A 22,175-nucleotide genomic window follows, 5' to 3' on the forward strand; every position below is an offset into this window, starting at 1 on the left:
CCAGCACCAAGGCAGCGGAACCGAATACCCAACCTGGCCAGGGCGCCAAGGAAACCGAAGCAACGGAGCCGGCCAAGGACCAGGCCGCCAAGGAAGGCACCACCGATAACGCCCAGGCACCGCAAGCGCCAGAGAGTGCGAGCGCCACGGGCGAGGCTGGGCAGCACGTTGCAGAGCCGGCTGGCGACGCCAAGCCCGAGGACGCCCAGGTGACAACACCCAGGAAACCGGCAACCAGAATGACCAGGGCGAGCAGACCCCAGACCCGGAGGGCGACAACGACAACCCGCCCGAGGGCGAGAAGGCCGCGCTGTGGGTGCGTACCCGCCGCCGTGTGGGCAGTCGCCGGCGTGCCGGCATTCGCTTTGGCCGCGAGCCCATCGGTGTGGACCTGGAGTCCCTCACCGACGAGCAGGTGAAAGCGATCAAGGAAGACCCGGCACTGATTGTCGAGGACGTGACCTACCCGGCCGAGTCCGAGGAGTAAGCCATCATGCCTACTGCACCCTGGATGACCTGATCGAGCGGTTCGGCGAGAACGAGCTGCTGGATCTGGTGCCTGACAGCACTGGGGCAGTCATCGACCAGTCGGTGGTCGACAAGGCCATTGAGGACGCCAGTGGCGAGATCGACGGCTTTGTGTCTGCCGGTGGCTATCCGGTGCCGATGGACCCGGTGCCGCGCATCGTCACCGCCTACTGCACGGACATCGCCCGGTACCGGCTCTACGACAACCGGGCAACTGATCAGGTGACCAAGCGCTACGACGACGCGGTCAAGTTCCTGCGCTCCGTGGCCAGCGGCCAGGTAAAGCTGGGCACCCGGGTACCGACGGAATCCTCGGTTGGTGACGCGCAGTTCGACACCGGCCGGCGCACCTTTAACGGCGGTGGCTTCTGATGCTGGCCACCATTGAGGACGCCATCATCGAGCGCTGCCAGGCGGTGCTGGGTGCGCACGTGCGCACGGTGGAGGATCTGCCGGGGCGCTGGAGCGAGGCCACCCTGCGCGCAGCGCTGCGAAGAACACCAGGTGTTTACGTGGCCTGGGGTGGCAGCAGCGCGGTGGGCGACAACACCCAGCCACCACCAATGCCCGATACGTGGTTTACGTGGTGACCTCCCACGCCAGTGGCGAGCGTGAACGCCGCCGGGGCAACAGCCGCCAGGTGGGCGCTTACGAATTGGTGGAGCGCGTGGCGCCTGCCGTGCATGGGCTGAAGGTGGACAATATCGGCAGCCTGAGCCTGGAGAGCATCGACAACCTGTACTCCGACCGGTTCGACAAGGAAGGCGTGGTGATCTACGGCCTGGCCTACCGGCTGCGGTTGACCTTCCCGCCCGCCTTTGATGTGAACACTTTGAACGATTTTGAGCTTTACACCGGCACCCATCAGGTGGGTGATGCGGACGATCCCGAGCTGCAAAGCCGGGCAGATCTGAACCAGCCAGAGTAGGAGGAGTGATCCGTGGCCAAAGAACGCATTTACGTGAAGCCTCGCCAGCGTGACCCGGCCAAACCCGCCGCCGGTGTGCTGCAGGTGCGCCGGGAGAACGGCACGCCGATCCCGGACGAGGGCGCCTGGGTAGAACCCAGCCAGTACATCCGCCGTCGCCTGCGCGATGGCGACCTGGTAACGGCCACCGCCCGAAAAAGGCGAGTGCCAAAACCGCCGCCAAATCCACTGACACCCAGGAGTAAGCCATGATTACCGCCGGTGTATTCAATGACATCCCAGCGCGCTGCGCATTCCGGCGTGTTCATCGAGTTCGATGACCGCCTGGCCAACAGTGGCGTATGGCAGACCGCCTGCTGGTGCTGGCCAGCGCAGCGCGGCTGCTGAAAAGCCCGCCCTCTCGGTTGAGCGGGTCACCAGCGCCGAACAGGCCGACCGCTTCTACGGCCGCGGCTCCATGATCGCCGAGATGATCCGCGCGGCACTGGAGATCGACCCCTACATGGAAACCTGGGCCATCCCTCTGGATGACGACGGTACCGGCGTGAAGGCTACCGGGAGCATCACCGTGGCTGGCACGGCCACCGTGCCGGGTACCCTGGCGCTGTACATCGCCGGTTACCGGGTGCGTGTTGCGGTTGACGCCGCCGATGCGGCCGCCGATATCGCCCAGAGTATGGTTGCGGCCATCACCGCTGACGATCGTTTGCCGGTGACCGCGGCCGTGGACGGCGTGGATACCACCAAAGTGAACCTCACCTGTCGCTGGGCTGGCGAGACCGGCAACGACATCGATCTGGATCTCAACCGCCAGGACGAGGTAAGCCCGAATGGCGTCACCCTGACCTTTGGGGCGATGGCCAACGGGGCCGCCAATCCGGATCTGGCCGCTGCGATCGCCGCCATGGGTGACCAGTGGTACCACTACATCGCCTGCCCCTACAACGACACCGCCAACCTGGGAGAGCTCAAGAACGAGCTGGACCGCCGCTGGGGCCCAATGGTGCAGCAGGGTGCCCGGGCGTTCACCGCGTTCCGGGGCACTCACTCTGAGACGGGCACCTTTGGCAGCGGCCACAACAACCCGCACCTGACCGTGATGGGCACCAACCTGGCAGCCAGCCCAACCTGGTTGTGGGCGGTGACCTACGCCATGGTGTCGGCGGGCTCACTGAGCAACGACCCGGCCCGGCCGCTCCAGTACCTGGCGTTGCCAGGGCTGATCGGCCCGCGTACCTCTCTGGCCTGGACCAAGGCCGAGCGCAACCTGCTGCTGTACGACGGCATTGCCACCTTCACCGTGGCCAACGACGGCACCGTGCAGATCAACCGGGAGATCACCACCTTCCAGACCAACAGCGCCGGCGTGGCCAGCGATGCCTACCTGGACATCCAGGTGCCGGAAACCCTGGAGCGGATCCGCTACGAGCAGATCAGCCGCATCCTCTCGAAGTACCCGCGCCACAAGCTGGCCGGCGATGCCGACGCCGGCAACTACGGCGCTGGCCAGCCGATCGTGACGCCCGGGTGATCAAGGCGGAGCTGCTGGACCTGTACCGCGACTTCATGACCAGCGGCTGGGCCCAGGACTACGCCGGCTACGCCGAGAGCCTGACCGCCAACATCGACCCGGCCGACCCCAAGCGCATGAACGTGATTGACTCGCCCAAGCTGGTTGGCCAGTACCGCATCCACGCCATGCAGACCCAGTTCCGCCAGTAAGGCCTGACGCCCCTGGCATTGAGAGACAGGAGTAAAGAGACATGAGCCAGATTACCGGCAAAGCCACCGTCAAGGTGGATGGCGAGGAGCTGCTCACCGACGTGGACGCCACCCTGAACGTGGGCGGCGTGAGCCGCGAGGCCGTGATGGGGCCCCGTGGTGTGCAGGGCCACCGGGAAACCCGGAAGCCCCAACGCTCACCACCACGGTGCGCCACACCGAAAACACCGACCTGCTGGCCCTGGGCCGCATTACCGGTGCCACCGTGCTGTTTGAGACCGACACCGGGGATGGCTACATGCTGCGCCGCGCGTTCGTAACCGACACGGTCGAGCTGAGCAGCGGCAACGGCGGCGTGCGGCTGAACTGGAGCGGTTACGGCGTGGAGCGGATCTGATGGCGGGCGCACGAATCACCGTTGCATTGATCCATGGCCTGGCCCTGGGTGAGGAGGTGCACAAGGAAGTGACCCTGCGTGAGCCCACGGCCGGCGACATTCTGGACGCCCAGGAAGCCTCCGAGCGCCTGATGATGGTGCCCACCGGCGACGGTGGCGTGGAGCCCATGCTGGTGAGCAGCCCATCGCGCAGCAGCATGGAAGTGCTGCGCCGGCAGATCGTCAGCGTGGGCGACATCAGCGGCCCGCTGGACATGAAGCTGCTGCGCAAGCTGGACCCCGAAGACCTCGACCTGCTGCTGGCCACGACCGGCAACCTCAACGCCGGCAGTATCAACCAGGTGCAGCAGGAGGTGGTGAAACGGGGGCGAGGCGAAGGCGGCCGTCCGGACGCTGACTAAAGCGATCTGGAGGGTTGCCACCCACACCGGCTGGAGTGAGGCCGAGCAGCGCGGCATGACACCGCGCCAGTTAATGCGATACATCCAACAAACCCGGAAGGACTCAGCATGAGCGAATTGCGCGCCAGCGTGGTGATGAACCTGCGGGGCAACCTGGAACGAAACGCCAGGCGTTACGAAGGCTCCATGCGCCAGCTGGCCACCAACGGCAGCCGGCACATGAGCCGCCTGCAGCGGGTGACCAGTGGTTTGGGGCGCACCCTGGAGTCCCTCGGCGGGCGCTACACCGCCATGCTCGGCGGTGCCGCTGCCGGTTACGCGGGTGTCCGGCTGGCTGTTGAGTCCGCCAAGTTGGATAAGCAGCTTATCCAGATCCGACAGACTGCGGGCGCCACCGTAGAGCAGTCTCAGTTGCTCAGAGCCGAGCTGCACCGGATGAGTGAGGAGACTGGCCAGTCTCTCGGATCCTTGCTGAACGGCTTTAACAGCCTTATTCAGGCTGGTCAGAGCTGGGAGCAGGCGCTGGCCACGATTATGGCCATTAACCCGGCCATGGCGGTGACCGGTTCTAACGCTGAAGTGCTTGCCTCGGCTGTTGGAGTTGCTGGAGAGGCATTCAAGTTTGACCTTTCTAACCCGAAAACAGCGCTGGCCTTGATTGATCAAATGACCAAAGCCGGACGACTGGGTAATGCCGAGCTGGAGGATTTGTCGAGCATTTTTGCCCGAGTCGGTGTTAATGCCAAATCTGCGGGCCTCGAATTTGCGGACACCCTGGGCTTCATCGAGCAGCTCTCGATGATCGAGAGAAACCCGGAACGTCTGGCTACCTTAGTTGATTCGACTCTGCGGTTATTCACCAATTCCAAATACATGGAGCGTGCTCAAAACGCGACGGGGGTTAGCTTCTATAACGCCGAGGGTGACCGCCGTGCAGCTTTCGACGTGCTGGACGATATTGCATCCAGGTATCAGGAGCTGGAGACCGATCAGCAGAGGGCCGGCGCTATTGAAGCAGCTTTTGGCAATGCTGACCTCGACACAATCAAGGGTCTTAGAACGCTTTTGTCCGGGGATGCGATTGCCGGCGCCAGAACCAAGACCAGAGACATTTTGAACAGCGCTGGCACGATCAGCAGGGATCTCGAAGAGGCGTTGTCGAATTCGGTTGATCAGGTCGCCCGCCTCAAGAATGCTCTCTCTGGTGCAGCAGATGAGTTCGCAAAGCCAATCAATGAGGCCGTAGAAAACGCAGTCAAATATCTTCTGGATGAACAGAATCTCAGCGGCAAGGAAATGATCGGCGGCGGGCTGGCGGCAGCGGCCGGCGGTCTGGCTTTGGCCAAAGGTGGCGGCAAGCTGCTGCAACGTTTCGGAGGCTTAGGTACCGGTGTTGCAGTTGGCAAGGCTCTTGAGGAAGCGTCCGGAGTTCAACCCGTCTATGTCGTCAACATGCCGGGTGGTGGGTTTGGTGCTGGCGCTGATGCTCGTGGCGGGGCTGGTGGTTCCAGGGGTAACAGGCGCCGTGCAAACCGTGTCAGCAACTGGCGCATGGCGCGCCGTGCGCCGTCTTTGAGAATGTTGCCAACCGCAGGGCTCGGCGTGATGGGTACGGCAGGGTTGGCAGTGGGAGCTGCTGGCGCTGCTGGATATGGAGTGGGCTCACTCGTCAGCAATAAGTTGCTGACCGATCAGGGGATGCTGGGCACTGAGACCGGCCGCAACATTGGCGAGGCTATCGGCGAGAGCGTGGCCCGCGTATTGGCTGCGTTCGGCAACGATGAAGCGCAGCGGGCTATCCGCTACAACGAAGGCCGTGGCGAGAGCACTGTGAGGATTCAGATCGATCAGGATGGTCGAGTGCGTGGGGCGACCCCAGAGAAAGGTCCGGGTGGCCCGGACCTGGACGTTGACTCTGGGGCATGGGGGATCTGGCCGTGAACTCAGTTTTTGTAAATATCTGGTTGGCGTCCTCAGCAAGTTGCAGCAGCTTGAAGTAGCTCCCCTCATCGGTCAGGTGTTCCTCTGCCAGGAGGGTCACATCGTGCTCGGTCAGGTAGTAGGTCTCCAGAAAGGGGCCATCCCCGGGCCGGACACAAGCGCCGTATCGGTCTTTCCCGTGAGAGCAGTAGATGAGTTCCACGCCCTCATATCTGGCTTGCCGATCACAGTCCTTAGGTTCGGTCCAGGTGCCGCAGTCACCAATGGCCGGCAGGTGGTACCGGAACCTTTCCAGGGTGTCCAGCCGCCACTCGCGATAGCTGTACCTTTCTCCATGGCTGAGTCCCAGCTTGCTGGCGATCGCTTCGGATTCGGCTTTCTCGGCCGGGTCGATAGTGACGCCGATAGGGGCGTTACTTTTGGGCTCGCCTTTGGTGTAGACGACGGTGTCTCTGCCGGCTTTTCCTTGGCGGCCGCAAAACTCAGCCCCCTGATGCTTCTGTGTAAGCCATACATCGTCCCACAGGTAATAATAAACGTGGTGACCGCTGGCCACGCCGCCATCAGGGGCAACCACGAGACTGACTTCCACTTCCAGGGGCCAGCCGTAGGTGTCTTCTCGATACGGCATGGGGCTTTTCAACTCAATAGTGGGGCCTTCAACAATGCGGTCTTCGAATTTGTTAAAGAGGGTTGGGCAGGTCTCCAGAAAGCCGGCCAGGTAGCCCTTAGCTTTTTGAATGTCTTCTTGGGTCGCCTGTTCGGCGCTGATTTTCATCTCCAAGGTGCGGTCATCCCCGGCTTGAGAAACCACGATGTAAATCAACAGGCCGGCCAGCATTCCCAGCGGGACTCGAATCCAATTGCTCATCATTACACTCCCTCCATCTATCCGAGGAGCATAGCCCAATGACCTGGAGAGATCGAATCGGAGACGGCACCGCCGAGTTCCGGGGCGTGGTGCTTTACCTGGAGCGCGGCTCCATCTCACCTGGTCGCCGTGTGGAAGTGCACGAGTACCCCCTGCGCGATGAGCCCTACGCCGAAGACCTGGGCCGCAAGGCGCGGGAGTGGCAGATCACCGGCTACCTGGTGGGTGACGATTACGACGCACAGCGCAACCGCCTGGCGGATGCCCTGGAGCTGCCGGGTGCCTTTGAGATGCGCCACAGCTATTACGGCACACACCAGGTGGTGGTGATTGGTGAGCCGCGCATCACCGAAACCACCCGCGAAGGCGGCATGGCCCGGGTAACCCTTACCGTCGTTCGGGCGGATGACAAGCCCCGGTACCCGCGTGCGGTGGCAGACACCCAGAAGGTGGTGGAAGACCGCGCCGAGAGCGCCTTCGATGCCCTGCAGGCGGAGTTTGAGGAGCAGTTCGAGATCGTCGACCTGGCCGCTGATCGGGTGGAAGAGGTGGAAACCGCCATTCTGAATGCCCTTCAAGACGCGGAAGGCATCGCCGGCGATATCGGCGGCACCATTGCCCGCGTAATCCGCACGCCAGGTGAATTGGGCGTGGCCATCATAGACAGCCTGGTGGGCATTGCCGATCGGCTGGCCGAGCCATTGCGGGCACTGCGTTCCTATGAGGCGCTGTTCGGTGCCGGTGAGACCCGGTCCGCATCGCTAACCGCTCCACTGGACACCCGCCTGCAGGCCCAGGCGCAGACCGCTGCCGTTAACCTGGTTCGCCGTGGCTCAGCCGTGGCGGCTGCCCGTGCCTCTGCCAGCTGGACCTACAACACCCGCGACAGTGCCCAGCAAAGCCTGGAGACCATCCACCGTGGCTTGACCGACCCGCTCTCCACCACGGAGCCACCCACACCGGCAACCACTCAACGCCTGGTGTCTCTGCGCGCGGCCGTGGTGGATGACCTGCGCCGGCGCGGTACCGCCCTGCCAGAGCTGACTGTATTCAACACCCGCCGCGCCATGCCGGCGCTGGTGATCGCCCATCGCCTGTATGGCGACGCCACCCGCAGCGAGGAGATCGTGGCCCGCAACCGCGTCCGTCATCCAGGTGCGGTGCCCGGTGGTTCGGAGCTGGAGGTGCTGAGTGAGTGAGCTGATGTTGCGCGTAGATGGAAAGCTCCACGGCGGCTGGAAGAACGTGACCATCCGCCGGAGCCTGAAACAGATGGCGGACACCTTCGAGGTAAGCCTGACCGAGAAATGGGCGGACTCACCTGAGCCCCGGCCGCTGCGCCCGGGCCAGTCGGTGACGGTAGAGATTGACGGCGAGCGCGTGATTACCGGTTACATCGACGACGTGCTGCCTAGTTACGACGCCCGCACGCACAGCCTGGTGGTTAGCGGCCGTTCTAAAACGGCAGACCTGGTGGATGCCTCCGGTACCGCCCAACCGATTGAGACGTCCCAGACCGTGCTGCAGATCGCCCGCAAGCTGGCCCGGCCTTTTGGCATTGAGGTGGTGGCCGAGATCAACGTGGGCGGGCCGATTCGTAGCCTGGAGGTGGAGCCTGGCCAGACCTACGCCGAGGCCCTGGCCCAGATTGCCAGTTACCGCGCACTCATTCTGGTACCGGATGCCGATGGCCGCCTGGTGATCACCCGGCCGCCGCGCGGGCGCTTGAGCACGGAGCTGGCCCTGGGCGAGAACATCCGCACGGCCAGCGGCCGCTTCAGCGATCGGGACCGGTTCAGCGAAGTGATTGTCCAAGGCCAAAGCGTGGCCGACGACGCCATCTGGGGTGAAACAGCCAGCGAGCCGGAGGGCCGGGCCAAGGACACTGGTATTGGTCGGTACCGCCCCACGTTGGTGGTTTGTGACACCGGTGTGGATCGCAGCTCCTGTAAGCAACGGGCGGATTGGGAAGTGCGCCGGCGCTGGGGTGAATCCCGGGGCGTGACTTACACGGTGGCCGGCTGGCAGCACGCCCAGGGCATCTGGCGGCCGGGGGACATCGTGCCAGTGCGCGATCGTTGGCTGGGGCTGGATGGCGTGGAGTGGCTGATCACTGAGGTGCAGCTGCTGCTCGATGAGCGCGGCGAACGCAGCGAGATCCGTGTGGCCCCGCCCAGCAGCTTTGACCTGCAGGCCCAGCCGGAGCCCGAGCAAGAGGAGAGTGTGTGGTGAATGCGCGCGAGGCTTACAAACTGCTGTCGCCGCTGTGGCGCCGCCTGCGCCTGCTGATCAGCCGGGGCGTGGTTGGCCGTACCGAATCCAGCGCAGGGCTGCAGCGCCTGCAGATGAGCCTGCTCAAGGGCGAAACCCGCAACCTGGAGCACATGGAGCCGTACGGGTTTACGGCTCGACCGCTGAAGGGCGCGGAGACCATCGCCGCTGCCGTGGGCGGTGCCCGTGGCCACCTGGTGGCGCTGGTGGCCAGCGACCGCCGGTACCGCCGCAAGGGCTTGGCCGAGGGTGAGGTGGCGCTTTACACCGATGAGGGCGACGAGCTGGTGTTCGCGCGCGGTCGCGTGGTGCGCCTGAACGCCGGTAACGCGGTGGAAGTGACGGCGCCGGAGGTACGGGTGATCGCCAGCACGTCCGTCACCCTGGACACGCCGCTGACCACGGCCACCGGCAACCTGGTGGTTGAGCAGAACATCAACGCCGGCGGCAACATGGTGGCGGCCGGCCAGGTGCAGGACGGCGTAGGCACCATGAGTGACATGCGCGGTACCTACAACAGCCATACCCACAATGAAAACGACAACGGTGGGCCGACTGATTCGCCCAACCAGGGGATGATCTGATGGATGTGCGCCTAAAGGGACTCAATGGGGAGCTGGACGTGTCTCTTGGTACCAACGGCGACCTACTGGCTGACGATGGCATGCGCACGGCCGTGGCGCTGTCACTCCTGAGCGATCGCCGCGCCCGTGCGGACGACGCCTTGCCAGACGGCACCACCGACCGGCGTGGCTGGTGGGCCGACGCCCTGGCCGATCGGCAGGGTGACCAGTTTGGCTCGCGCCTCTGGCTGCTGAGCCGCGAGAAGGATCTGGAGGAAGTTCGCCGGCGTGCCGAGGGCTACGCCCGGGAGGCGCTGCAATGGTTGCTGGATGACCGCGTGGCCACCGATATCGAAGTGGAAGCGCGCACGGTGGGTGGTGACCGGCTGCTGATCGACGTGGCTGTGATCCGTGGTGACGGCACGCGCCTGGCGCAACAATTTGACTATGTGTGGAGGTAATCGATGCCCTGGAACTCGCCGAGCTTAACCGAACTGGCCGAAGGCGTCCGGGCCGATATCCGGGGTCGGGTGTCGTCGGCACGTCCGGAGTTGCGCCGGTCGCTACTGCGGGTGATTGCCGATGTGGATGCCGGTGTGGCTCATGGCCTTTATGGCTATCTGGCGTGGCTGGCCAAGCAACTGATGATCGACACTGCGGATGCGGAGTACCTGGAACGCTGGGCAGGCATCTGGCGGATCGAGCGGGAAGAGGCGGTGTCTGCCACTGGCCCGGTGCTGTTGACCGGCACCTCCGGCGCGCAGGTGTTGCAGGATACAGAGCTTGAGCATGACAGCGGTGCGGTCTACACGGTGGACGACACCGTGACTCTGGATGCTCAGGGCAATGCGGTGGCGCAACTCACGGCTGTAGAGCCTGGTGCCTCCGGCAATCTGGATGCCGGCGCCACGCTGCGTTTTGTGGAACCGGTAAGCGGCGTGAATGCTGAGGCCACAGTAGATACAGAGGGGCTCACTGGCGGCGCCGATCAAGAGGACATTGAGCGGCTCCGGGAGCGACTGCTGGAGCGGATTCGCCGGCAGCCCCATGGGGGCAGCGAGGCGGATTACATTGGCTGGGCCCTCGAGGCGCATCCGGATGTGACCCGGGCCTGGGTTTACCCGCATCAACCGGACGAAGGGGAGGTGTCCCTGCGCCTGGTGTGCGACGAACTGGCCAACATTATTCCCACCGATGCCGTCATACAGGCGGTCGAGACCTACATCGATGGGGAGCGTCCGGTGGCCGCCAGAGGGTTTTATGCTGTTAAACCAGTGGCCAAACCGTTAGATCCGAGCATCCGTCTAACGCCTGACACCCAGCAAGCCCGCGATCGGGTAAGTGCCGCACTCAAGGACTTTCTGACCGATGTGGCCAAGCCTGGTGGCACTCTATATCGAGAGCAGCTATCCGGTGTCATCTACGTAGCCGCCGGAGACAGCCGCCATGAACTGGTGATGCCTGACACGGATGTGGTGCATGCCATTAACGAAATCGCCGTTCTGGGGACACCGACATGGCTTTAAGCCGTGACCAGTATAAAGACCTGATGAATCAGCTGGCTCCGCCCGGGGCAGCTCTGCCGCAAGCGCCCGAGAGCCTTTGGCAGCAACTTCTGGCTGCTCGGGCTGGCGCGTTCGAACGATTGGACGGTCGGGCGGATGTGCTGATCAACGAGGCGGATCCGCGTACCGCCTATGAGCTGCTCAGCGACTGGGAGCGAGTGGCCGGCTTGCCTGATCCTTGTGTCGACCGTGAGCAGACCATCGCAGAGCGTCGAGCGGCCCTGTTGCGAGTGTTCACGAGTACCGGCGGTGCCAGCCGCAAGTACTTTCAGGAACTGGCGGCGGATCTCGGTTACGCCGTTGCGGTGGAAGACTACACCGCGCATACCGTTGGCGACCCGGTTGACAAGCCGATCTATGGCATCGCCTGGCGATGGGCTTTCACCGTGCGCAGCGCCGAGGAAACCGTGATCTATCACTCCGTCATCGGCAACGTCGGCGAGGCCCTTGCCACGTGGGGCAACGACCGCTTGGAGTGTGTTATTGAGCGCCTGAAGCCGGCGCATACCCGTGTTCTATTTGCTTATGGAGAGGACTGATGGTCGATAGAGTTTATGAGCGCAATGCAACGCAGTCGGCGCCGCAGGCTCCACAAACGCCCAGTGCAGGTTATCCGACCGATGGCAACCCCGCGCAGGGTATCCCCGCGACAATTCCGGGTGCTTACTGGTACCACATGATTCTGGAGAGCCTGGTGGCCTTGGTCTCGAAATCAGGCCAGCAACCGGATCACACGGACTTGCAACAGGTGGTCGAAGCTGTAAGTCGGCTTTCTGCCCGTGGTGTTACGACCGTTACCAGTGCGGACTCGCCGAAGTCCCTGACCGTGGCCGAGGCCGGGCTGGTGCTGGTGGATGCTAGTGCAGGCGATGTGACACTGAATTTGCCGGCCTCTGCTGGCAATAAGGGCCTGGGCTACACAATCGCCCGCACCGACAGCAGCGCCAACGCCGTGACGGTGACCCCGGACGGCACGAACCCGGACACCATCGAGGGTGCTGCCAGCCTGTCCCTGACCGTTTCCCGGCGCTTAGTGCTCATTGCGGACGGTGTGACCGACTGGACTGCGCCGGTGTTGGTGGCGACGGATGCCGAGGCTCAGGCCTTCGACGCCGGACGGTTGATCGATGGCGCAGCTTTGTTGGCAGCATTTAAAGGCGGGAACCAGAATCTGGCGGACAGTGGTTATCAGAGGCTTCCAGGTGGTCTGATCATTCAATGGGGTAAAGCAGCTACCGATAGTCAGGGCTTCATAGCAGCTTTCTTTCCGATCGCCTTCCCAAACGCGTTCTTGGGCGCAGTATTAACTGAGGCAAATGCGGATTCAGCTACTGGAGGACTTTGGGACACGGACACCGCGACTGTTTACGGAACCAACGGTAATAGCACTTTGACGGAAATTCGAGGCGCGGGACGCAGGCTCGACCCTACAGGCCCTTCCAAGCAGGCAGGGATGGCTGCTCAATACTTCGCTTTCGGATACTAGGAGTCGTATATGGCACTTTACTTTAGCAAGACTGCCGGTGGATTTTTCGATGACGCCATTCACGACAACCTGCCTGCCGACGTTGTCGAGATTTCATATGAAGATCACGCTACATTGATCAACGGGCAGGCGGACGGAAGCACGATAAAGGTTGATTCAGATGGCAGGCCGTACTTGGAGTCGAAGCCGATACCCGTTTTGGCCGATCGGCGAAAATCAGCCAAGCAAGCCATCGACCGGGCTGCGGGACAAGCCCGCCAACGCTACGTAAGTGATGGCCAACTGGTGGAGCAGGAATATCGCCAGGCGCTGGAGGCCACAAAAGAGTGGCGTGCGGCCGGCAGTCCGGCAAATTCGGTGCCGGCAGATATTCAGGTGTGGGCAGACGCTGCAGGTATTTCTGCAGAGGAATCGGCCCAGAACATCGAAGCTACTGCCGCAGCCTGGACACAAGTTCTCAGTAACATCCGCCAGATCCGCCTATCTGGGAAAGCCGCTGTCGACGCGGCCACCGACCAGTCATCCGCACATGACATGGAGGTGGTCGCCCAGCCTTATATAGACCAGCTAGAAGCCCTGAAACCATGATCACCCTGCAATTCTCCACCACCAAAGGCATCGGCAACCGGGTGATCCGCTGGGCCACCTGGTCGCCGTTCAGCCATGTGGACCTGGTTCTGGACGATGGCCGGCTGCTGGGCGCCACGGCCCGTTTCGGTGTCTCCGTGCGAGATCCCGAGCCGGTTAAGGCGTCTGTTCGCTTCCAGGTGGCTGCGCCTGCTGAGGTTGTTGAGGCCGCCCGCAGCCAGATTGGCCGGCCCTACGACTGGCCCGGCATCTTTGGATGGGGCTTTCGCCGTAACTGGCAGGAGCAAGACTCCTGGTTTTGTTCTGAGCTGATTGCCTGGGCTTTCCAACAGGCCGGGCATCCGTTGCTCCGTTTCGACAAGGTATGGAGGGTCACCCCCCGCGACATCCTATTGTCTCCACTGCTGGAAGCCATCGATTAATTTTGAAGAAAAGAGAAAGCGACCCAATAGCGCTGCCACGCTAGAGGGCCACCAGAACACAGCGAGCTAGGCGCTGTGAACCAGCCAAGGCTTTCTCACCGCGACGTCACGGCGCGAGAAAGCCTACCAGAAACAAGGTAGGTTCACATGCATAACATCCGTTGTGGTAGTTGCAACAGGCTGCTCGCTAAGGGTTTGTTTGAACAACTAGAAATCAAATGCCCGCGCTGCGGGAAAATCAACGAGAGGACCGCGAGTCCCATGGAAAAGGATGTGAAGTACTCCCATGGCAAAACCTCTCGTACCCTGGATCGGCGGCAAACGAAAACTCGCTGATCACATTATCCCGCTGTTCCCAGACCACAGCTGCTACGTAGAACCATTCTGCGGCGCAGCTGCACTGTTTTTCATGAAGGATCCTTCCAAGGTCGAGATCTTGAATGATGTGAATGGCGACTTGGTTAACCTTTACCGCGTGGTCAAGTACCACCTGGAGGAGCTGTACAAACAGTTCAAGTGGCTGCTATCGAGTCGGCAGCACTGGGAGTGGATGAGCCAGACCCCGCCTGAGACCATGACGGACGTCCAGCGGGCTGCGCGCTTCCTATACCTGCAAAAGCAGGCGTTCGGTGGCAAGGTCGATGGTCAGTGCTTTGGAACAAGCGCCACCAGCCGTCCTCGGTGGAACATCTACACACTTGAGCATGACCTGGCCGAGGCCCACTATCGGCTTTCGGGCACAACGATCGAGCACCTCGACTGGAAAAAGATAATCCAGAAGTACGACCGCCCCGGCACTCTGTTTTACCTAGACCCACCATACTGGCAAACCGAAGGATACGGAGTTCCTTTTGGGTTCGAGGAATATGAGTCTATGGCGTCTCTCGCCAAGTCAATCGATGGTGAGATGATCATAAGCATCAACGACCATCCTGATGTCAGATCGGCCTTCAGTGGCCTTCACGTTGTAGAGGTCGATTATCAGTACACTGTGGGTGGTTCAGACAAGCCCTCAAGCTGCGTTGAGCTCATTTACGGAAGCTGGGAAAAGGCTCCGGTCCCGAGGGGGCAGGCTGGTCTATTTGAGCGGTGATTTACCGTGGTTTGCGTGTGCCAAGTCCGGCGCCACTCGGTGCCAAATCCGGCGCGCGTTTACACAATTTCTGATTTGCGAATTTTGGACGATCCCGGAACCTGTTCGTAGGCCTTTCGCTCGGCGCGGGCCCGTTACCAGCCCCAGAACAGCAACCACCAGGCCGCCGCGATCACGGCGATTGCTGCCGCACCAAATCCTGTCGCAAACAGTCTGCGAGTGGAGGAGCGGGTGTACAGCCCGGTGATCTGCCAGAACAGCTTCAGAGCCCAGGTGCCGGCGGCGGCGAGCAGGGCGGCGCGGGTTGGTCCGACCCAGAACAGCGGAACGTGCTCCGCCCGGAGCATGCTGATGGTCACAGCGGAAAGCCCCAGGAACACCCCGACGCCGGCAAGCGGAATCAGCGCGTGGGAAAGGTGGTAGAGCATCCGCTTGTTGAAGTGTGAGAGTGCACGCTGCGAGGCCACCAGCAACCCGGACAATGCCGTACCCATCACCAGGCCGGTAGCTGCGATATAAGCCAGCAGGAGAGAGCCGTCCAGAAGATTAAACACATCGTTCTGCGCGGGGTAGTTGGTGAAAATCCACCAGGGCATGTGGGCCTGCAGCGGCCACATCCAGTCATGGCTGATCAGCCACACGGCGAGGGTCTGTTTGAGTTCGATGAACCAGGGGCTGGCAGACCAGTGAAACGCCCCGACGGCGATGCCACAAAGGCCGAAGGTGATCAGGATGAAGTCGCCGAACGTCGCGCGACGGCCGCTTTCATGGACGACTTCGGAGCCTGGTGCCCGGGCGGTCAATTCGATGGCGTCGCGGTGCCCCTCGCAGCGGCCGCACACGTGGCAGTCGCTGGCGGTTTGCAGATCCTTCAGTGACAACAGGGTGGGGCAGTTGACCGCCTCCGGCCTTTCGCCCCGGGCGCGACTGGTCTGCCAGAGTTCCGGATCCGCCCGGTAGTGTACCGGCGCGAGTTTCGACAGCAGGCTGAAGACGCCGTTCACCGGGCAGAGATAGCGGCACCAGACGCGGACATTCCGCCCGTAGAGATAGCCAATGATGATGGCGCCCAGGGTGGAGCCGCCGAGAATGAGGAGAGTGGCTTTGGGGTATTGGTAGACACTGATCATTTGGCCGTACACGGTCGTGCCCACAAACGCCACGAACGGCCAGCCTCCCCAGCGTACCCAGCGGGGTATCGCGCCACCGCGGCCATTCCGGCTCGCCCACTCGCTCAGGGAACCCTCAGGGCAGAACACGCCGCACCAGATCCGCCCCATGAGCACCATGCTGATCAGCACGAACGGCCACCATATGCCCCAGAACAGGAACTGGGCGAACAGGGTGAGGTCGTTCCAGATGTGGGCGGTGTGGGGTGGCAAGGGGCGCACCGCCGGCACAATGATCAGCACGGCATAGAACGCCACCACCAGCCACTGGACGCGGCGAATGATCCGCTGATTAAGCCGCATCCACTGCCCGAAGGCTGCGAGTTTGCCCTGCGGCCGGGGTGCCTGGGTTCCGGTGCGGTCGGTGGCAATGATGGTCGGCATGACACCCTCAGGCATTGGCGCTGACGGTCTGTCGGCTCTGGTACCTGAACAGGCCCAGAATCACAATCCAGAAGCCGACCCAGGCGACCACGTCTGTCAGCGCAGGGTAGGCCCGGTAGCCGGTCAGCGCCGAGATCACACCGCCCAGGCGGCTGCTGTCACTGAGAATGGCCGAGGTGTCCCAGAGCGGGTCGATACCGGCGGGCAGCCAGCCGAGGCCGATCAGCTTGTCGATCGCCGAGAGCAGCAGGGCGCTGGCGAGCAGTAGCAGCATGACTTCCGTCACCCGGAAGAAGTGTTTCCAGGAGAGCCAGTAGCGGCCGGCCTGCAGCAGATAATAGGTGAGCCCGGCCAGAGCCAGGGCCAACGCCACTGCGCCGGTAAAACCGACCCAGTCCTGCATGCTCTGCTGGGCGTAGCTCATGCCGTACAGGAAAATAACCGTCTCGGAGCCTTCCCGTGCGATAGCGACCGCGACCAGGATGGAGATGGACCAGAAGGTCCGGTTGTTGATCGCCTTCCGGGTCTGATCCCGGAAGTGGCTGTGCAGGTGGCGCCCGTGTTCACGCATCCAGAGCACCATGTGAACGATCAGAGCCATCGCCGTCAGCATCATCACGAGCATGAAGATTTCCTGCCCATTGCCGCTGAGGAACTGTTGCATGCCCAGCAGGGCGCCTGCCAGGGCCAGTGCGGCAACCACACCGCCGGTTACCCCGAACCACAGGTATCGCAGGGTGCCGTCGGCGCCGAACTGCTTGAGCCAGGAATAGAGAATGCCAACCACGAGAAGGGCTTCGATGCTCTCCCGCCAGACGACGAAAATGATCTGCTCCATGGGTCACTCCTACTGCGCGATGATCCTGCCCTTGGCGTCAGGAAGGTGGAATTCATCAAAGAACTCGTACTCGTCCTTTTTCAGGGGCGGAATCACCACAAACGATTCGGCGCCGGGCGCCAGCACCTTCTCCTGACGGAGCCGCGGGCTCTCGAATTCCACCGGGCCCATGCCGGTGTTGTGCAGGTTGAGCTTGAATCGCTCGCCAGCGTTCACTTTGAGGGTTTGCGGGTTCAGAGCGCCGTCCTTCAGTTCAAGATCGTAGGACGGCAGGCCCGCAAATGCGGGCGTGACGACTCCGAATGACAGCAACACCAGTGATGCCCGGAGAAACCTGGACACGGTTAATACCCTCCCTTTTTGCCGGTTCCGGCATAAACAAAGTCATACTCCAGAGTGAACGGATCGAACCATTCAGCCACCCCGGTATCGCGGTCGACGTGCCGCATGAACGGTTTGCCCATGTAGGTGGGCGCGTGAATGGTGTATTCGAGGTGGTACTTGCCCGGGCCTTCGAGTTTCACGTTGGCGCCATAGTGGGTGCCGTCACTCGCGACCATCGGCATGAAGGTGCCGGACACTGTCTTGTCGCTGCCTTCCCGGCTGAGTACGTAATCCACGGTGAGGTAGGGGACCCAGGCACCGGCCGGAATACCGTTCGGGTTTTCTTCCAGCGCCATGATGTCGGCTTCGAGATGAACGTCCGCCTGTTTGGCGGGCAGGTTGCCCGCAGGTTCCATGATGACCGGTTGCAGGTAAACGGCAGCCACTTCCATCCCGTGCGCCTGCTGGGGGTGACCGATGGGGTATTCCGCCGCATTGGCCAGGGGAGACGCGGCGGCTCCGGCAAGCAGCAGGGCAGAGGCGGTTAAAGAGGCGTTCAGTCGTTTCATGGGCAAGGTTCCTTGGTTGGGGGGCTGAATGAGTCCTGATCAACTTGGGAAGCAGTGTACACAGACAGTCATGGATATAAAATAGAAAGATTCGCATTTAGATTAAGTTGAAATGACTCAGGTCAATTGCGGATGTCAAATGCGCTCGAAATAATCCGGGGATGGCGTTGCCCCGAGCTCTGTGCCCGGGGCCGGGCCCGGAAGGTGACGGATACGACATTGCTTGTCGCTGACTACCGTTACGATATCTGTTACAAAGTCCCCGGTGGCTGACGCCGCCCACCATTTCGAACTGATCCAGGAAAAGCACGATGCCCAAGTTTTTGCACACGGCAGACTGGCAGATGGGGCGCGCCTTCAGCCGCTTCGAAACAGAAGACGGGGCGGCGTTGGTCGAAGCCCGGTTTGAGGCCATTGAAAAGATCGCGCGGCTGGCCAATGAGCATCAGTGTGATGCGGTTCTGGTGGCCGGGGATGTTTTTGACGCCCAGACTGTCGCAGACCGGACCATCCGCCGGGTATTCAACGCCACCGGGGCATTCAGGGGTCCGTGGGTGATGTTGCCGGGTAACCACGATGCGGCCCTGGCCGAGAGCGTCTGGACGCGAGCACAGCGCCTCGGCGCGGTGCCGGATAATGTCCATGCGGCACTGGAGCCCGGCGTGATCAACCTCGAACCCCAGGGCCTGGCGATCCTCTGCGCTCCGCTGACACAACGCAACACCTACAGTGATCTCACAGAGGCCTTCAGTACCTGGGAAACCCCGGAACGCCTGATCCGGGTCGGCCTTGCCCACGGCAGTGTCCAGGGCGTCCTGTCTGATGACATTGACTCGGCCAACCCCATATCGCCGAATCGCGCAGAGGCTGCCCGCCTGGATTACCTGGCCCTGGGCGACTGGCACGGCACCAGGCAGATTGACGGGCGCACCTGGTACAGCGGTACCCCGGAGCCGGAGCGGTTTCGTAACAACAGTGCCGGCTATGCCCTGATCGTTGATGTGCCCGGGCCAGGAGCGTTGCCGCAGGTAACGCCCCTGGAAACCGGCCGCTACCAGTGGCACCAGTGGCGCGAAACCCTGACGGTGGAGTCCGACCTGGACCAGTTGCTGGAGAGGCTCGGCGAATTACCCGAGCCTTCCGTCGTCGATCTTCGCCTGGAAGGCGCGATCACTCTGGCCGGCGAGGAGAGGCTGACTAATGCGCTGTCGGTAGCCGAGGCCAGGTTCCGAAGCATCCAGTGCGATCGCAGCGGATTGCAACTGGCGCCCACCGATGACGATGTTGCCGCCCTCAAGGCGGACGGCTACGTGGGGGAGGTTATCGAGCATTTGAGGTCTCACCAGCAGGACGATGACGCTGAAGCCGCGCGGGATGCGCTGGCCATTCTGGCCGGACTGCTGAAAGACCGGAAACAGGAGACCAGCGAATGAAACTCCGTCGTCTGCAGGTGGAGCAGCTTCGCCAGTTCCGTCAGCCATTTGTACTGGACAGCCTGGAGCCGGGCCTGAACCTGATCCACGGCCCCAATGAGTCCGGCAAGAGCACTCTGGTGCGGGCCATTCGTGCCGCCTTTTTCGAGCGCTACCGGACCAGCTCCGTGGACGACCTGCGCCCCTGGGGTGATTCCGCTGCAGCCCCGACCATTACCCTGGACTTTGAGGCCCGCAGCCAGTCCTGGCATCTGGTCAAGAGTTTTCTCCAGCGCAAACGCTGCGACCTGACGATCGATTCAGCCAGCTACAGCGAAGACGAGGCCGAAGAGAAGCTCGCGGAGCTCCTTGGCTTCCAGTTCTCCGCCAAAGGTGTCAGCAAGCCCGAACACTGGGGTGTGCCCGGGTTGCTGTGGGTTGAGCAGGGCACCGGGCAGAACATCGAGCAGGCGGTGGAGCATGCCGGCGATCATCTGAAATCCGCGCTCAACTCCCTGGTGGGCGAAGTGGCCAGTACCGGGGGTGACGAGCTGATAGACCAGGTCAGAACCCGCTGGCGGGAGCTGTTCACACCCACGGGTAAGCCCCGTGGTGACTACCAGAAACTGGAGCGGGAGCGGGAAGAACACCAGCAGGCGATTGACGAGCTGCAGGCCCGGATCCGGAAATACCAGGAGCAGGTCGACCGACTTGGCAAACTCAAGCAGGACCATGAGCGTATCCAGCACGAGCGCCCCTGGGAGGAGGCCGAGCGGCAGCTTGAACACGCCAGGGAGCGGTTCCGGCAAGTCGAGAAGCTGGAGCAGCAGCAGGCACAGGAAAAAGAAACCCTGGCCCACCTGCAGAGCAACCGGCAACTGCTGCGGCAGAACCAAGAGCAGCTTCAGAGCCTGAGCAGGAAGCTGGATGTCCGCACGGCAGAACTGGAGAAAGCCAGGCGGGAACTGGAGCAGACCGAGGCCCGAAGCGCCTCTGTTGCGAGCAATATCGAGGCCGCAAAAGCCGCCTATGAGGCTGCCGCCCGGCAGGTTGAGCAGGCTCGTCTGCAGGAAACCTGGTCCCGGCTGGAGCAGGATATCCGCCGGCTGGAACAGCACAACCAGACGCTGACCGAGAACCTGAAGAGCGCACAGCAATACCAGCAAGCGCTCGAGCAGGCGAGAGAGCAGGCCCGGGAGAACCGGATTGATGCCGCCGCCGTGAAGGCGCTGAAGAACACGGAGCACCAGTGGAACGAAGAAAGCATCCGCTCGCAAGCCATCGCGACCCGGTTAACCTGGCAACTGGAGCCAGGCGCAAGGCTGGCGCTGAACGACGAAGCCGTGGAAGGCGAGGGCGAGCGACAACTGCTTGAGTCATCCCGCCTGGTGATACCGGGTGTGGGTACCCTGGGCATTACCCCCGGTGGCGAAGACCTGGCCAGTACCCGCCGTAAGCTTGCTGCTCTCAGGCAAACCCTGGCCGAACAGATGCAGGCGCTGGGCGTGGAATCCGTGCAGCAGGCTGAGCAGCGGGTGGCGGCGCATGAGTCGGCCGAAAGAACACTACAGCACACCCTTGAATTGCTCAAGTCTGTGGCGCCCGTGGGCATCGAGCAGCTCCTGGCCGACCAGAAGGAAGCCGAGTCCCGGCTGCGGAAGGCAAAAACCGAACTGCAGAGCCGTCGGGCACCGGAGGGTCCAGCCGGGGTCACCGACGTTGCCTCCGCAGAAGCCGGTCGAGCCAAGGCCGAAGCCCGACTGGCCGAAGCAGAAGCGGAGGAGCGGAAGCATCAGACAGAGCTTCTGACCCGCCGGCAGAGCCGGGACAGTGCAAACTCGGAATGGCAGCAACTGCAGAACGAGGTGCAGAACCCGGAGCATCAGAAGCAGCTCCGGAAACTCGCCACAGAACTGGCGGACATCGACAGGAAGCAGGGCAGTCTGGAGGCAGGGCTGCAGGCCCGTGAACAGGAAATACAGCAGGCTCACCCGACAATCCTGAAGCAGGATATCGACCGCTACCAGCGCAGTATCAGTAACCTGCGCCAGGCCCAGGAAGACCGGCAGCGGGAACTGCGAGACATACAGGTGAGGCTGGAGGCCTGGGGAGCCGAAGGCCTGGAAGAGCAGTTTAACGAAAAGGCGGCTGATCTGGAGCAATGCAATCGTCGCTATCAGGAACTGCATCGCCGCGCCCGGGCCCTGGACCTTCTGCTCTCGCTGCTGACGGACAAGAGACAGGCACTGACCCGGCGCCTGCAGGCGCCCCTGCAAAAGCACCTCGACCACTACCTCTCGCTGCTGTTCCCGCAGGCCACCCTGGAAGTGGATGAGCACCTCAGGCCGGGTACGTTTACCCGGGGCGCTGAACTGGGCCAGATCGCCGAGCTGAGTTTTGGTGCCCGCGAGCAAATGGGCCTGATCAGCCGTCTGGCCTACGCCGACCTGCTGCGTGAAGCCGGAAGGCCTACCCTGGTGATCCTCGACGACACGCTGGTACACAGCGATACGGACCGCCTGGAAGACATGAAGCGCATTCTGTTCGACGCCGCCAACCGGCATCAGATATTGCTTTTTACCTGCCACCCGGAAAAGTGGAGTGATCTGGGCGTGGTGCCCAGGGATATCCAGGTTATGAAAGAGCGTCTCGAAAACCCCGGGTAGCAAGCCGCCAATGACATTTGTGTTATGGAGCGGCAAG

24 protein-coding genes and 2 pseudogenes are annotated in these 22,175 nt (G+C 62.4%); 22 read left to right on the forward strand and 4 right to left on the reverse strand.

Annotated features, from left to right (window positions below; all coding sequences use genetic code 11):
- The first annotated feature begins 316 nt into the window (after window positions 1-316).
- From msub_RS21945 to msub_RS00095, 20 genes and pseudogenes are all read left to right on the forward strand, one after another.
- Entirely contained in the window at window positions 317-487 is a 171-nt protein-coding gene (locus tag msub_RS21945) for a hypothetical protein (RefSeq protein WP_227506823.1), read from the forward strand.
- Window positions 488-507: 20 nt separating this feature from the next.
- Complete coding sequence (locus tag msub_RS20845; RefSeq protein WP_227506752.1) at window positions 508-900, forward strand: gp436 family protein; 393 nt, start codon at window positions 508-510, stop codon at window positions 898-900.
- A pseudogene (locus msub_RS00015) lies at window positions 900-1,456 on the forward strand (phage protein Gp37). Before msub_RS20845 ends, msub_RS00015 begins: the two are co-directional and overlap by 1 nt.
- A 12-nt stretch (window positions 1,457-1,468) precedes the next feature.
- Complete coding sequence (locus msub_RS00020) at window positions 1,469-1,708, forward strand: DUF2635 domain-containing protein (RefSeq protein ID WP_048494133.1); 240 nt, start codon at window positions 1,469-1,471, stop codon at window positions 1,706-1,708.
- A gap of 64 nt (window positions 1,709-1,772) precedes the next feature.
- Entirely contained in the window at window positions 1,773-2,987 is a 1,215-nt protein-coding gene (locus msub_RS00025) for a phage tail sheath subtilisin-like domain-containing protein (protein ID WP_053077917.1), read from the forward strand.
- A complete protein-coding gene (locus msub_RS21710; protein ID WP_053077918.1) occupies window positions 2,984-3,178 on the forward strand; it encodes a hypothetical protein in 195 nt (64 codons plus the stop codon). The genes msub_RS00025 and msub_RS21710 overlap by 4 nt, the downstream gene beginning before the upstream one ends.
- A 41-nt stretch (window positions 3,179-3,219) precedes the next feature.
- A pseudogene (locus msub_RS20850) lies at window positions 3,220-3,575 on the forward strand (phage tail tube protein).
- Complete coding sequence (locus msub_RS00035; protein ID WP_053077919.1) at window positions 3,575-3,976, forward strand: phage tail assembly protein; 402 nt, start codon at window positions 3,575-3,577, stop codon at window positions 3,974-3,976. The pseudogene msub_RS20850 and the gene msub_RS00035 overlap by 1 nt, the downstream one beginning before the upstream one ends.
- A gap of 108 nt (window positions 3,977-4,084) precedes the next feature.
- Window positions 4,085-5,917 (forward strand): phage tail tape measure protein, encoded by a 1,833-nt coding sequence (locus msub_RS00040; RefSeq protein WP_048494135.1) that lies wholly within the window; start codon window positions 4,085-4,087, stop codon window positions 5,915-5,917.
- A 909-nt stretch (window positions 5,918-6,826) separates the two neighbouring features.
- Window positions 6,827-7,987 carry a DNA circularization protein gene (locus msub_RS00050; protein ID WP_048494137.1) on the forward strand — a complete coding sequence of 387 codons (1,161 nt, stop codon included), beginning with the start codon at window positions 6,827-6,829 and terminating at the stop codon, window positions 7,985-7,987.
- Window positions 7,980-9,020, forward strand: coding sequence for a phage baseplate assembly protein (locus tag msub_RS00055; protein ID WP_048494138.1), 1,041 nt, complete (start codon window positions 7,980-7,982; stop codon window positions 9,018-9,020). The genes msub_RS00050 and msub_RS00055 overlap by 8 nt, the downstream gene beginning before the upstream one ends.
- Window positions 9,014-9,643 carry a phage baseplate assembly protein V gene (locus msub_RS00060; RefSeq protein WP_048494139.1) on the forward strand — a complete coding sequence of 210 codons (630 nt, stop codon included), beginning with the start codon at window positions 9,014-9,016 and terminating at the stop codon, window positions 9,641-9,643. Before msub_RS00055 ends, msub_RS00060 begins: the two co-directional genes overlap by 7 nt.
- A complete protein-coding gene (locus msub_RS00065; protein ID WP_048494140.1) occupies window positions 9,643-10,083 on the forward strand; it encodes a phage GP46 family protein in 441 nt (146 codons plus the stop codon). The genes msub_RS00060 and msub_RS00065 overlap by 1 nt, the downstream gene beginning before the upstream one ends.
- A 3-nt stretch (window positions 10,084-10,086) precedes the next feature.
- Window positions 10,087-11,148 carry a baseplate J/gp47 family protein gene (locus msub_RS00070; protein ID WP_048494141.1) on the forward strand — a complete coding sequence of 354 codons (1,062 nt, stop codon included), beginning with the start codon at window positions 10,087-10,089 and terminating at the stop codon, window positions 11,146-11,148.
- The gene (locus msub_RS00075; RefSeq protein ID WP_048494142.1) at window positions 11,139-11,726 is read left to right on the forward strand and encodes a YmfQ family protein; all 588 of its coding nucleotides are present in this window, start codon (window positions 11,139-11,141) and stop codon (window positions 11,724-11,726) included. The genes msub_RS00070 and msub_RS00075 overlap by 10 nt, the downstream gene beginning before the upstream one ends.
- Window positions 11,726-12,673, forward strand: coding sequence for a gp53-like domain-containing protein (locus msub_RS00080; RefSeq protein WP_048494143.1), 948 nt, complete (start codon window positions 11,726-11,728; stop codon window positions 12,671-12,673). Before msub_RS00075 ends, msub_RS00080 begins: the two co-directional genes overlap by 1 nt.
- Before the next feature lie 9 nt (window positions 12,674-12,682).
- Complete coding sequence (locus msub_RS00085; protein ID WP_048494144.1) at window positions 12,683-13,261, forward strand: hypothetical protein; 579 nt, start codon at window positions 12,683-12,685, stop codon at window positions 13,259-13,261.
- Window positions 13,258-13,683, forward strand: a complete 426-nt coding sequence (locus tag msub_RS00090; protein ID WP_048494145.1) for a C40 family peptidase — start codon at window positions 13,258-13,260, stop codon at window positions 13,681-13,683. Before msub_RS00085 ends, msub_RS00090 begins: the two co-directional genes overlap by 4 nt.
- A gap of 147 nt (window positions 13,684-13,830) precedes the next feature.
- Window positions 13,831-14,019: a Com family DNA-binding transcriptional regulator gene (locus msub_RS20855; RefSeq protein ID WP_082146364.1), complete on the forward strand. Its 189-nt coding sequence runs from the start codon at window positions 13,831-13,833 to the stop codon at window positions 14,017-14,019.
- On the forward strand, window positions 13,970-14,776 hold the full coding sequence (locus tag msub_RS00095; protein WP_048494146.1) for a DNA adenine methylase: 807 nt from the start codon (window positions 13,970-13,972) through the stop codon (window positions 14,774-14,776). The genes msub_RS20855 and msub_RS00095 overlap by 50 nt, the downstream gene beginning before the upstream one ends.
- Before the next feature lie 134 nt (window positions 14,777-14,910).
- On the opposite strand, the gene msub_RS00100 is transcribed toward msub_RS00095, so the two are convergent.
- Genes msub_RS00100 through msub_RS00115 form a run of 4 tightly spaced genes read right to left on the reverse strand, consistent with a single transcriptional unit; the run spans window position 14,911 to window position 18,060 of the window.
- Window positions 14,911-16,329 (reverse strand): 4Fe-4S binding protein, encoded by a 1,419-nt coding sequence (locus msub_RS00100; protein WP_048496892.1) that lies wholly within the window; start codon window positions 16,327-16,329, stop codon window positions 14,911-14,913.
- Window positions 16,330-16,336: 7 nt separating this feature from the next.
- Window positions 16,337-17,167 carry an FTR1 family iron permease gene (locus msub_RS00105; RefSeq protein WP_048494147.1) on the reverse strand — a complete coding sequence of 277 codons (831 nt, stop codon included), beginning with the start codon at window positions 17,165-17,167 and terminating at the stop codon, window positions 16,337-16,339.
- Window positions 17,168-17,176: 9 nt separating this feature from the next.
- Window positions 17,177-17,509, reverse strand: a complete 333-nt coding sequence (locus tag msub_RS00110) for a cupredoxin domain-containing protein (RefSeq protein ID WP_048494148.1) — start codon at window positions 17,507-17,509, stop codon at window positions 17,177-17,179.
- A gap of 2 nt (window positions 17,510-17,511) precedes the next feature.
- A complete protein-coding gene (locus tag msub_RS00115) occupies window positions 17,512-18,060 on the reverse strand; it encodes an iron transporter (RefSeq protein WP_048494149.1) in 549 nt (182 codons plus the stop codon).
- Between the two features lie 311 nt (window positions 18,061-18,371).
- On the opposite strand from msub_RS00115, the gene msub_RS00120 reads away from it, so the two are divergent.
- Together msub_RS00120 and msub_RS00125 are read left to right on the forward strand one after the other, a co-directional pair.
- The gene (locus tag msub_RS00120; RefSeq protein WP_048494150.1) at window positions 18,372-19,493 is read left to right on the forward strand and encodes a metallophosphoesterase family protein; all 1,122 of its coding nucleotides are present in this window, start codon (window positions 18,372-18,374) and stop codon (window positions 19,491-19,493) included.
- Window positions 19,490-22,138, forward strand: a complete 2,649-nt coding sequence (locus tag msub_RS00125) for an AAA family ATPase (protein WP_048494151.1) — start codon at window positions 19,490-19,492, stop codon at window positions 22,136-22,138. The genes msub_RS00120 and msub_RS00125 overlap by 4 nt, the downstream gene beginning before the upstream one ends.
- The last annotated feature ends 37 nt before the right edge of the window (window positions 22,139-22,175 follow it).

This window comes from Marinobacter subterrani (genome assembly GCF_001045555.1).
Taxonomy (GTDB): domain Bacteria; phylum Pseudomonadota; class Gammaproteobacteria; order Pseudomonadales; family Oleiphilaceae; genus Marinobacter; species Marinobacter subterrani.

Excerpts from the sequence above, each read along its gene's own strand:
- msub_RS00025 (WP_053077917.1), top strand. The coding sequence starts at position 1,773 with ATGACCGCCTGGCCAACAGTGGCGTATGGCAGACCGCCTGCTGGTGCT.
- msub_RS00035 (WP_053077919.1), top strand. The coding sequence starts at position 3,575 with ATGGCGGGCGCACGAATCACCGTTGCATTGATCCATGGCCTGGCCCTG.
- msub_RS00040 (WP_048494135.1), top strand. The coding sequence starts at position 4,085 with ATGAGCGAATTGCGCGCCAGCGTGGTGATGAACCTGCGGGGCAACCTG.
- msub_RS00050 (WP_048494137.1), top strand. The coding sequence starts at position 6,827 with ATGACCTGGAGAGATCGAATCGGAGACGGCACCGCCGAGTTCCGGGGC.
- msub_RS00065 (WP_048494140.1), top strand. The coding sequence starts at position 9,643 with ATGGATGTGCGCCTAAAGGGACTCAATGGGGAGCTGGACGTGTCTCTT.
- msub_RS00070 (WP_048494141.1), top strand. The coding sequence starts at position 10,087 with ATGCCCTGGAACTCGCCGAGCTTAACCGAACTGGCCGAAGGCGTCCGG.
- msub_RS00075 (WP_048494142.1), top strand. The coding sequence starts at position 11,139 with ATGGCTTTAAGCCGTGACCAGTATAAAGACCTGATGAATCAGCTGGCT.
- msub_RS00080 (WP_048494143.1), top strand. The coding sequence starts at position 11,726 with ATGGTCGATAGAGTTTATGAGCGCAATGCAACGCAGTCGGCGCCGCAG.
- msub_RS00085 (WP_048494144.1), top strand. The coding sequence starts at position 12,683 with ATGGCACTTTACTTTAGCAAGACTGCCGGTGGATTTTTCGATGACGCC.
- msub_RS00090 (WP_048494145.1), top strand. The coding sequence starts at position 13,258 with ATGATCACCCTGCAATTCTCCACCACCAAAGGCATCGGCAACCGGGTG.
- msub_RS20855 (WP_082146364.1), top strand. The coding sequence starts at position 13,831 with ATGCATAACATCCGTTGTGGTAGTTGCAACAGGCTGCTCGCTAAGGGT.
- msub_RS00095 (WP_048494146.1), top strand. The coding sequence starts at position 13,970 with ATGGCAAAACCTCTCGTACCCTGGATCGGCGGCAAACGAAAACTCGCT.
- msub_RS00100 (WP_048496892.1), bottom strand. The coding sequence starts at position 16,329 with ATGCCGACCATCATTGCCACCGACCGCACCGGAACCCAGGCACCCCGG.
- msub_RS00105 (WP_048494147.1), bottom strand. The coding sequence starts at position 17,167 with ATGGAGCAGATCATTTTCGTCGTCTGGCGGGAGAGCATCGAAGCCCTT.
- msub_RS00115 (WP_048494149.1), bottom strand. The coding sequence starts at position 18,060 with ATGAAACGACTGAACGCCTCTTTAACCGCCTCTGCCCTGCTGCTTGCC.
- msub_RS00120 (WP_048494150.1), top strand. The coding sequence starts at position 18,372 with ATGCCCAAGTTTTTGCACACGGCAGACTGGCAGATGGGGCGCGCCTTC.
- msub_RS00125 (WP_048494151.1), top strand. The coding sequence starts at position 19,490 with ATGAAACTCCGTCGTCTGCAGGTGGAGCAGCTTCGCCAGTTCCGTCAG.